The sequence below is a fragment of the Achromobacter sp. Marseille-Q0513 genome (assembly GCF_018195695.1).
Lineage (GTDB): Bacteria > Pseudomonadota > Gammaproteobacteria > Burkholderiales > Burkholderiaceae_B > Achromobacter.
The window spans coordinates 1-9,881 of the sequence record NZ_JAGTJY010000210.1; the positions used below are offsets into that span (position 1 = coordinate 1).

At 68.2% G+C, this 9,881-nt stretch carries 10 protein-coding genes; 6 read left to right on the plus strand and 4 right to left on the minus strand.

Features of this window, described 5'->3' with window-relative positions:
• Positions 1 to 414: MFS transporter (locus tag KDH83_RS26955; protein ID WP_212321331.1), on the plus strand; the 414-nt coding region annotated here is incomplete at its 5' end.
• 292 nt (positions 415 to 706) lie between these two features.
• On the plus strand, positions 707 to 1,714 hold the full coding sequence (locus tag KDH83_RS26960; protein ID WP_212321333.1) for a cytochrome-c peroxidase: 1,008 nt from the start codon (positions 707 to 709) through the stop codon (positions 1,712 to 1,714).
• 77 nt (positions 1,715 to 1,791) lie between these two features.
• On the opposite strand, the gene queF is transcribed toward KDH83_RS26960, so the two are convergent.
• Complete coding sequence (queF, locus tag KDH83_RS26965; RefSeq protein ID WP_103273700.1) at positions 1,792 to 2,616, minus strand: NADPH-dependent 7-cyano-7-deazaguanine reductase QueF; 825 nt, start codon at positions 2,614 to 2,616, stop codon at positions 1,792 to 1,794.
• A 339-nt stretch (positions 2,617 to 2,955) separates the two neighbouring features.
• On the opposite strand from queF, the gene aceA reads away from it, so the two are divergent.
• Positions 2,956 to 4,284 carry an isocitrate lyase gene (aceA, locus tag KDH83_RS26970; RefSeq protein WP_212321335.1) on the plus strand — a complete coding sequence of 443 codons (1,329 nt, stop codon included), beginning with the start codon at positions 2,956 to 2,958 and terminating at the stop codon, positions 4,282 to 4,284.
• A 104-nt stretch (positions 4,285 to 4,388) separates the two neighbouring features.
• On the opposite strand, the gene KDH83_RS26975 is transcribed toward aceA, so the two are convergent.
• From KDH83_RS26975 to KDH83_RS26985, 3 genes are all read right to left on the minus strand, one after another.
• The gene (locus KDH83_RS26975; RefSeq protein ID WP_212321337.1) at positions 4,389 to 4,712 is read right to left on the minus strand and encodes a type II toxin-antitoxin system RelE/ParE family toxin; all 324 of its coding nucleotides are present in this window, start codon (positions 4,710 to 4,712) and stop codon (positions 4,389 to 4,391) included.
• A gap of 5 nt (positions 4,713 to 4,717) precedes the next feature.
• Positions 4,718 to 4,963: a type II toxin-antitoxin system ParD family antitoxin gene (locus tag KDH83_RS26980; protein ID WP_212321339.1), complete on the minus strand. Its 246-nt coding sequence runs from the start codon at positions 4,961 to 4,963 to the stop codon at positions 4,718 to 4,720.
• Positions 4,964 to 5,040: 77 nt separating this feature from the next.
• Positions 5,041 to 5,703, minus strand: coding sequence for a GntR family transcriptional regulator (locus KDH83_RS26985; RefSeq protein ID WP_212321341.1), 663 nt, complete (start codon positions 5,701 to 5,703; stop codon positions 5,041 to 5,043).
• A gap of 341 nt (positions 5,704 to 6,044) precedes the next feature.
• Here KDH83_RS26985 and KDH83_RS26990 point away from each other — a divergent pair, with 341 nt between their 5' ends.
• The 3 genes from KDH83_RS26990 to KDH83_RS27000 form a co-directional block, all read left to right on the plus strand.
• Positions 6,045 to 7,172, plus strand: a complete 1,128-nt coding sequence (locus KDH83_RS26990) for a sugar ABC transporter substrate-binding protein (RefSeq protein ID WP_103273703.1) — start codon at positions 6,045 to 6,047, stop codon at positions 7,170 to 7,172.
• An 8-nt stretch (positions 7,173 to 7,180) separates the two neighbouring features.
• Positions 7,181 to 8,830 (plus strand): sugar ABC transporter ATP-binding protein, encoded by a 1,650-nt coding sequence (locus tag KDH83_RS26995; protein WP_349291678.1) that lies wholly within the window; start codon positions 7,181 to 7,183, stop codon positions 8,828 to 8,830.
• Positions 8,827 to 9,881: ABC transporter permease (locus KDH83_RS27000; protein ID WP_212321350.1), on the plus strand; the 1,055-nt coding region annotated here is incomplete at its 3' end. The genes KDH83_RS26995 and KDH83_RS27000, both read left to right, overlap by 4 nt.

Genomic DNA, 9,881 nt, shown 5'->3' on the forward strand with positions numbered 1-9,881 from the left:
TTCCTGGTGTCGGCCAATCCGCGCACCGAGCGCACCGTGATGGTGGCGCTGATCCTGGCCGGCCTGACGCTGGTGGTGCTGGCGCTGGGCCTGGTGCCCGCCGCGCTGGCCGCGCCGGTGGTGGGGCTGGCGGGCTTTTGCTCCGGCGTGGCGGCGCCGTCGCGCGACCTGCTGATCCGCCGCGTGACGCCCAAGGGCGCCACCGGCTCGGTCTATGGCCTGGTGTATTCGGGCATGGACGTGGGCTCGGCCCTGGGGCCGCTGGCCTTCGGCCTGCTGCTGGACGCCGGTCTGCGCCAGGGGCCGTGGGTGGGCGCGGGCGTGGCCTTCGCCGTCGCGGCGCTGCTGGCCCAGTGGATCGCGGTGCAGGCGCGCCGCGCCGATCCGGTGGCTGCCGCGCCCGCGCGGTCCTGAGGCGCGCCGTTCACGGCGATCCGTCTGGCGGATCGCCGTGGGCCCGAGCGCCGGCACAATGGCCGCGACGCTCCCGCCGGCCGTCCGGTCGACCCTTCTCTTGGTTCTGCGCCGCATCCGCCGCGCGCATCTGCTCATTCCCCCTTTCCCCTTTGCGTGCTTGCGCCTGGTCAACGCCAGGCGTGGCTGGCGCGCGGCTGGCTTGCAGGCTTGACCGGCCGCAAGCGGCGCCGTGGCCTTCATCGCTGTAATACCTCATAAGCAGAGAGGTTATTCAACGGGAGTAAGCAACATGAGTAAGCAAAGCGCATGGCTCGCCGCAGGACTGCTCGCGGGGCTGTGGGTCAGTCCGGCCACGGCGACGACCGCCACGCAGGAGCCGATACAGCCGATCGAGGCCGTGGTGATCAAGGATCCCGCCAAGGTGGAGCTGGGCAAGAAGCTGTTCTTCGATCCGCGCCTGTCCAAGTCCGGCGCCATTTCCTGTAATTCCTGCCACAACCTGGGCATGGGCGGCTCGGACAACATCAAGGGTTCCATCGGCCACAATTGGCAGCAGGGCGGCATCAATTCGCCCACGGTGCTGAACTCCAGCCTGAGCATCGCCCAATTCTGGGACGGTCGCGCCAAGGACCTGAGCGAGCAGGCCGGCGGCCCCATCGCCAACCCCATGGAGATGGCGTCCTCGCACGAGCTGGCGGTGCAGGTGCTCAATTCCATCCCCGGCTACAAGGCCGAGTTCAAGCAGGTGTTCGGCAAGGATGCCATCACCATCGAGGAAGTGACCGGCGCGCTGGCCGCGTTCGAGGAAACGCTGGTGACGCCGAACGCGCGCTTCGACAAATGGCTGCGCGGCGACAAGAAGGCGCTGACCGTGCAGGAACTGGCCGGCTACCAGCTATTCAAGAACAGCGGCTGCGTGGCCTGCCACAACGGCGCGGCGGTGGGCGGTAACTCGTTCCAGAAGATGGGCGTGGTCGAGCCGTACAAGACCGACAACAAGGCCGAGGGGCGCTCGGCGGTCACGGGCAAGGACGCCGACCGCTTCAACTTCAAGGTGCCCACGCTGCGCAATGTCGAGCTGACCTATCCCTACTTCCATGATGGCGAAGCCGCCACGCTGACGCAGGCGGTGGACGTGATGGGCCGGCTGCAGCTGGGCCGCACCTTCACGCAGGAAGAGAACGCGCAGATCGTGGCCTTCCTGAAGACGCTGACGGGCGACCAGCCGGTGTTCCAGTATCCGATCCTGCCGCCGTCGGCGGACGATACGCCGCGGCCGCAGCCGTTCACGAAGTAGGCCCTGGCCAGGCGCGCGCAGCCCTCGATGGGACTGCGCCGCCGCAAACCGCCGGCCGGATGCGCCGGCGGTTTGCCTTATTGGCGCACCGTGCGCACGTCGGGCGGCGGGGCCGCCTCGAAGTTGCTGCGCCACGGGTTGATGTCCAGCCCGCCACGGCGCGTATAGCGCGCATAGACCGTCAGCAGCTCGGGCCGGCAGGCCGCCATGATGTCGGTGTAGATGCGCTCCACGCAATGCTCGTGGAATTCCGCGTGCTGGCGGAACGAGATCACGTAGCGCAGCAGCGCTTCACGGTCTATCGGCGCGCCGCGATAGCGGATCTGCACGCTGGCCCAGTCGGGCTGGCCGGTGACCGGGCAGTTCGATTTCAGCAGCCGCGAGCACAGCGTTTCCTCGACAGCATCGCCGGGCCGCGTGCGCAGCAGCTCGGGCGCGGGCTCGTAGGTGTCGATCTCGATGTCCAGCTTGTCTATATAGATGCCGTCCAGCTCGCCCATGCGCAGTTCGCCGAAACGCTGCGGCAGGATGAAGTCCAGGCCCACCGGCGCGCCGGCGGCCGCGCTCAGGTCGCGCTCCAGCCGGCCGCGCAGCGCGGCGGAATTAACCAGCCGGGTCTGGTTGAAGGAGTTCAGGTAGAGCTTGAACGACTTGGACTCGATGATGTTGGGGCTGTCGGCCGGCACCGAGAACGTGGCCATGGCCACGCGCGGCTTGCCCTTGGCGTCCAGCCACGACAGTTCATAGGCGTTCCACAGGTCGACGCCGGCGAAGGGCAGGGCGCCGGCATGCAGGTCCAGCGCGGCGCGGTTGTGCGAGCGGGCGATGGGGAACAGCAGCGAGGGATCGTATTGCGAGGCGTAGGCCACGCTCTGGCCCAGCGGGCCGTGAGACAGCGTCATGGATGGATTGGAATCTGCAAGGGAATGGACGCATTTTAGGCGCTTTGAAATGCGCGTTTTTTTGCATTGTGAAATGCCGTCTTCGTCATGTGAAAGTTCGTGTTGCGCAGCAGCGGGAGACCATTTCACAGATGGCGATAGCGTTCCGCAATGCAAAATTGAACTTTCAAGTTATTGATATTAAAGAAATAACTTTTTCGTCTTATATAAGATATCTGGCCACATTGCTCCGCAGCACAGGAATAGACTTTCTCCAACGATTCACGCAATGCCCGGGCCGCGAAATTCCTCCGGACCCATCCTTGAAAGTCTTTCCCACTACTGACCAGGAGCATCACCATGAGCACCCGCGAAACCGAAATCCGCAATCTGCAGAAGGACTGGGCCGAGAACGCCCGCTGGCAGGGCATCAAGCGCGCCTACAGCGCCGAGGATGTGATCCGTCTGCGCGGTTCGGTCGCCGTCGAGCACACGCTGGCCCGCCGCGGTTCGACCCGCCTGTGGGAACTGCTGCACAGCGAACCGTTCGTGAATTCGCTTGGCGCGCTGACTGGCAACCAGGCCATGCAGCAGGTCAAGGCCGGCCTGAAGGCCATCTACCTGTCCGGCTGGCAGGTGGCGGGCGACGCCAACCTGGCCGGCGAGATGTATCCCGACCAGTCGCTGTACCCGGCCAACTCGGTGCCGCAGGTGGTTCGTCGCATCAACAACTCGCTGACCCGCTGCGACCAGGTCCAGTGGATGGAAGGCAAGAATCCCGGCGATGAAGGCTATATCGACTACTTCGCGCCCATCGTGGCCGACGCCGAAGCCGGCTTCGGCGGCGTGCTCAACGCCTTCGAACTGATGAAGGGCATGATCGAAGCGGGCGCTTCGGGCGTGCACTTCGAAGACCAGCTGGCCTCGGTCAAGAAGTGCGGCCACATGGGTGGCAAGGTGCTGGTGCCGACCCGCGAGGCCGTGTCCAAGCTGGTCTCGGCCCGCCTGGCCGCCGACGTGATGGGCACGCCGACCGTGCTGCTGGCCCGCACCGACGCCGACGCCGCCGACCTGGTGACCAGCGACGTGGACGATAACGACCGTCCGTTCATCACCGGCGAGCGCACCGTGGAAGGTTTCTTCCGCACCCGCGCCGGCATCGACCAGGCGATCTCGCGCGGCCTGGCCTATGCGCCCTATGCCGACCTGATCTGGTGCGAAACGTCCACGCCGAACCTGGAATATGCCCGCAAGTTCGCCGAGGCCATCCATCGCCAGTTTCCGGGCAAGCTGCTGGCCTACAACTGCTCGCCCTCGTTCAACTGGAAGAAGAACCTGGACGACGCCACCATCGCCAAGTTCCAGCGCGAGCTGGGCGCCATGGGCTACAAGTTCCAGTTCATCACGCTGGCCGGCTTCCACGCGCTGAACTACGGCATGTTCGAACTGGCCCACGGCTATGCCCGCCGCCAGATGAGCGCCTTCGTGGAACTGCAGCAGAAGGAATTCGCCGCCGCCGAGATCGGCTTCACCGCGGTCAAGCACCAGCGCGAAGTCGGCACCGGCTACTTCGACGCCGTGACCCAGACCATCGAGGGCGGCCAGTCCTCGACCACCGCGCTGACCGGCTCGACCGAGGAAGCCCAGTTCGAACACGGCGCCGCCGGCAAGGCCAAGCTGGTCGCCTGACGAGGCGCGGGCCGTGAGGCCCGCGCTTCCCGAGTTTGCTGTAACCGTAGTTTGTAGTAGCTGTTGTAGGGTGGATTAAGGGTGCCTGCGGGCACCCTCTTTTTTTAGCCTGGTTCCTGCAACCAGACCGGCAGATTGCGCCGGGTATGAAGCACGCGCCATACGTCGATGTGTTGTGGACGTTCGACGTAGAAAACCAGGAAAGGGTAGCGCGACAGAGGCCACGAGCGCAGGTCCGGGAGATCCAGCTCGTGCGCGTATCGGCTGGAACCGGAAGCGGGGTGGCGGGCAACGTGGCGATACGCGGCTTCCAGCGCGTCGACGAATCCCGATGCCGCCCTGGGCGCTTGCTCATCCAGGTAGTGGGTGATGGCCTCGTCGATGTCCTGCTCGGCCCGCGTTCTGGGAATGATCGGCTTGGCGGACATGTCCGCTAGGCGCCCGATTTCGTGCTTTGCCGGATGCGGCCGCGCAATGCGTCGAAATAGCTCGCGTCGACGGGCTTGGTCGGCTCTGAAGCCGCGCCGGCCAGCAGTAACTCGCGCAGTTGCAGGCGGTCCTTGTCCTTGCGGATCAATTCGCGGACATACTCGCTGCTGGTGCCATAGCCGCGCTGGCTGACCTGCTCGTCGACGAACGATTTCAGCGCGTCGGGCAGGGAGATGTTCATCGTGCTCATGACGCTAGCTTAGGATTCTTGGCAAAAATTGGCAAGCCTGTCCAGGGCGTCGGTGAACGTTCTTGTCCTACTCACATTCACGGCAGCAACTCCCGCGCCAGGATGTACTCGCTGGCGCTCAGCAGGTCCGCGTGCAGCGCCTGGCGCGCGGCGGCGGGGTCGCGTTTCTCGATGGCGGCGACCATGGCGCGGTGGTGCAGGTGGGCCTCGCCCTGGCTCAGGCGCGCGGCGCTGCTGGCCAGGTCGTAGTTCAGCACCGGGCCGATCTGCAGCCACAGGCTCTCGATGATCTGCAGCAGCGCCGGCATGCGCGCGCTGCGGTAGATGGCGAAGTGCAGGTTCTTGTTGGCGCGTACCGCCGCGCGTGAATCGGGCTGGGCGCGGGCCTGCAGGAATTCCTGTTCGTGGCGCTGGATCTCGGCCAGTTCGTCCTCGTTGCGCTTGTCGGCGGCGGACTCGATGGCCAGGCATTCCAGTTGCAGGCGGATGGTGCGCAGTTCCAGGAAGCGCTCGCGCGTCATCAGCGGCACGCGGATCGCGCGGTTGGGCAGTACTTCCAGCGCCTGTTCGGCCGCCAGCCGGGTGACCGCCTCGCGCACCGGCATGGCGCTGGTGCCGATGGCCGCGGCCAGCCCGCGCAGGGTGAAGCGCTGGCCGGGCTCCATTTCCCCGGCCTGCAGCAGCTCCTTCAGGTCGCCGTAGACCTGGTCCGACAGCGTCTGGCGGACGATCTTTTCCATCTTCCCGTCCAGATCGGCCTCGGCGCCGAAACGCGAGGCGCGCGAGGGAGAACCCTGAGATTCCAACGGTTGCGTGGCCGGATTTGCAGTCGTACTATTATTTTTCATGATCTGTGATCACAGATAAGATTGGTCCTACAACAAGCTTAACCCGACCGGAGCCGCAAGAGTTCCGGCATGCGTGAAAACCTGCTGCCCGACGTGCCCGATCCCGCCCAGGCCGGACCGGGCCGGCGGGGATCAGGCGCCCCGATCCAGGAACCGCCTGGACCCGCCGCGCAACCAGACGTTGTCCATCGCAATACCGCGATAACCAACCGTTCCGGCCAGGAGACAAGCAAATGCATCGGTGGATCAAGAATGGGGCGGCCTGCGCCCTGGTTGCAGCCGGCCTGTTGCCCGCGCTGGCTGGCGCGCAGGCACAGCCCGCCAGGGCCAAGGTGTTCCTCAGCATGAGCTACGTCGGCAACGACTGGCAGGCGGAAGCCTCGAACATGGTCAAGGCGATGGCGGCGCATCCCTCGCTGGCCAACAAGATCGACCTGCAGGTGCAGGTCGCCGGTCCCAACGCGCAGAAGCAGATCCAGCAGATCAACGCCATGGTGCAGGCCGGCGCCAAGGCCATCGTCATCTTTCCCATCTCGCCCACCGCGCTGAACCAGGTGGTGCGCAGCGCCTGCGCCAAGAAGGTGCTGGTGTTCGCCTACGACGGCGAGATCACCGAGCCCTGCGCGCACAACGTCACCATCGACCAGGAAGAGGCCGGGCGCGTCACGGCGCAATGGCTGGCCGACAAGCTGGGCGGCAAGGGTCGGGTGGTGATGGTGACCGGCGTGCCGGGCACCTCGGTCGACACGCAGCGCACCGACGCCGCGAAGAAGGTATTCGCCAAGTATCCGGACATCAAGGTGGTGGGCGAGGCCGTGGGCATGTGGAGCCAGGCCGTGGCGCGCACCGAGCTGTCCAAGCTGCTGGCCACGCGCAGCTGGAACGATATCGACGGCCTGTGGATGCAGGTGGGCTGCTACACCGCCAACGCCATGCAGCTGGAAGCGGGCCGCAAGCCCGGCCAGCTGCTGCCCTGCGCGGGCGAGGGCTCCAACGGCGGCCGCGTGCAGATGCTGCCGGCCGGCACGGCGGCGGACGGCGCGGCGGGCAGCTACGCGCCCATGGGCGCGCCGCGCATTTCCTACGCCTCGCCGCCGTACTCGGGCGCGCTGGCGCTGAAGCTGGCGGTGCAGGCGCTGGAGGGCAAGGATGTGCCCAAGCGCGTCACGCTGCCGCTGCCGCTGGTCACCAACGACACCATCAAACTCTGCCAGGAGGGCAGCTGGGCGGAGATGAAGGCGGGCTGCAACGCGTTCAAGCCGTCCGTGGTGCAGAACCCGGGCTGGTTCGCGTCGATCTTTTCGGCCGACACGCCGGAAGTCGGGCTGAACGCCGCGCTGTCCGCTCAACCTGAAAAATGAGTACACCAGTGAACGGGCCCACCCCCGAAGCGCTGCGCGCTTCCCCCTCGAGGGGGCATGCCTGCGGACCGGCGGAGCCGGATCCGCGGCATCCCGATGGCGTGGCTGCTGCTGGCTGCGCGGACGGTGGTGCCGCGCTGGCGCCGGCAGTGCGCGCGCAGGGCTTGCGCAAGGCCTATGGCGCCACGGTGGCGGTGGACGACGTGTCGTTCGACATCCTGCCCGGCTCCGTGCATGCTCTGCTGGGCGAGAACGGCGCGGGCAAGTCCACCATCGTCAAGCTGCTGTCGGGGCTGGTCGAGCCCAGCGCGGGACGGCTGTGGGTGCACGGCAGCCCGGCCGCGCTGCGCTCGCCGCGCGCGGCGCACGCGCTGGGCATCCAGACCGCGTTCCAGGAAATGACGCTGGTGCCGGACCTGAGCGTGCTGGACAACATGCTGCTGCCGTATGCGCCGCGAGGGCCGCTGGGCATGATCGCGCGCCGCCGCGCGGCGGAACGCGTGGACGCGCATCTGCGCGGCCTGGCGTTCGAGGTGGACCTGCGGGCCGAGGCCGGCACGCTGGAGCTGGCGCAGCGCCAGAAGGTCGAGATCGCGCGGGCGCTGTGGCGCCAGCCGCGCATCCTGCTGCTGGACGAGCCCACGTCCACGCTGGCCGGGCGCGACGTGGACTGGCTGGGCGGGATCATCGGGCAGCTCAAGCGCCAGGGCGTGACCGTGGTGTTCATCTCGCACCGCATGCGCGAGGTGCGCGAGTTCTGCGACCGCCTGACCATCCTGCGCAACGGCAAGCACATTTCCACGGGCCCGGCCGATGCATTGAGCGACGACGAGGTGATCGAGCGCATCATCGGCCGCAGCCTGTCGCAGGCGTTTCCGCCGCGCCCCGAGCCAGCGGCCGAGACGCGGCCGCCGGTGCTGGAGGCGCGCGGGCTGGACGCCGGCCGCGCGCGCGGCGTGGACTTCGTGCTGCGGCAAGGCGAGATCCTGGGCGTGGCCGGCCTGCAGGGCATGGGCCAGCAGGACCTGTTCAACGCCTGCTTCGGCATGGCGCCGCCGAGGGCGGGCCAGATCCTGGTGGACGGGCGTGAGGTCGCGCTGGGTTCGCCCGCCGACGCGATCCGGCCGAACATCGGCATCGGCATGGTGCCCGAGGACCGCAAGACCGAGGGCCTGTTCCTGAAGCTGGACGGTCGCGCCAACGCCACGCTGCCGGTGGCCGCACGCTTCGCGCGCTGCGGCGTGCTGAGCGCCCAGGCCGAAGGCGCCGCCGTGGCGCGCGCCTTCGCGCAGGTGCAGGTGGACCGGCGCGCGGACTGGACGCCGGCCGGCGCGTTCTCGGGCGGCAATCAGCAGAAGATCGCCATCGCCAAATGGCTGGTGGCGCAAAGCCGCATCCTGCTGCTGTTCGATCCCACGCGCGGCATCGACGTGGGCACCAAGCATGAGCTGTACCTGCTGATGCGCCGCTACGTCGAGGCGGGCGGCGCGATCCTGTTCCATTCCACCGAGATCCCCGAAATCGTCCATCTGTGCGACCGCGCGCTGGTGCTGTACGGCGGCCGCGTGCAGGCCGAGCTGGCGGGCGAGGCGCTGACCGAGGCGGGCATCATGCGCGCCGCCCTGGGCGGATCCGAGCCCGGCAGGAGCGCCGCATGAATACAGACCTGACCGGGAGCGCGCCCATGCCGCGTCGCGTATCGCAAGACCGCCGCGCCGGCGCGGGCTGGAGCCGGCATCGCGGCCTCGTCACCGCCATCGCCGTGTTCGCGCTGCTGCTGGCCACGGTGGCGGCGCTGGGCAATGGCGGCCTGAGCTACTTCGACCTGTCTTTCCTGGCCAGCGGCGGCGCCACGCTGGCGATCGCCGCCATGGGCGCGACGCTGGTGATCCTGACCGGCGGCTTCGACCTGTCGGCCGGCGCGGTGATCTCGCTGGTCAACGTGGCGCTGGCGCTGGGGCTGGCGGGCGGCGAATCGGCCTCGCCGCTGGCGCTGACGGCGGCAGGCATCGCCATCGGCATGGCGGCGGGCGCGTTCAACGGCTTCTTCGTCGCCGTGCTGCGGCTGCAGCCCATCGTGGTGACGCTGTCCACCATGTTCATCCTGCAGGGCGCGACGCTGCTGGTGATGGACAAGCCCGGCGGCGCGGTCGCGCCGGCGCTGGCCGAGTTCTACATGGGCGACGCCGTGCCGGGCCTGCTGCCGATGCCGCTGGCGCTGCTGGCGGCGCTGGGACTGGCCTGGGCCTGGTTCAAGCGCACTCGCGCCGGAGTGGCCTTGTACGCCGTCGGCAGCGACGCCGAATCGGCGCGGGCCGCCGGCCTGCGGGTCGACGCGACGCGCTTCCTGGCCTATGTCATGGCCGGCGGGCTCTATGGGCTGGCCGGCGTGTTCCTCAGCGCGCAGACCGGCTCAGGCGATCCGCTGGTGGGCAATCCGCTGCTGCTGTCGCTGTTCGCGGCCGTGGTGGTGGGCGGCACTCGGCTGGGCGGCGGCCGGGGCGGGCCGATGGGCGCGGTGTTTGGCGCCTACATCCTGCTGATCGTCGTCAACACCCTGCTGGGGTTGAACGGGTCGGCCTATTTCTCGACGGCGGCCGAGGGCCTGAGCCTGATCCCCGCGGCGCCGGCCGCCGCCGCCCGCCGCGCCGCCGCGCCGGCCCGCCAGCGGTGCGCGGGGGCGGCCGGGGGGCGCGCCCGGCGTGCGGG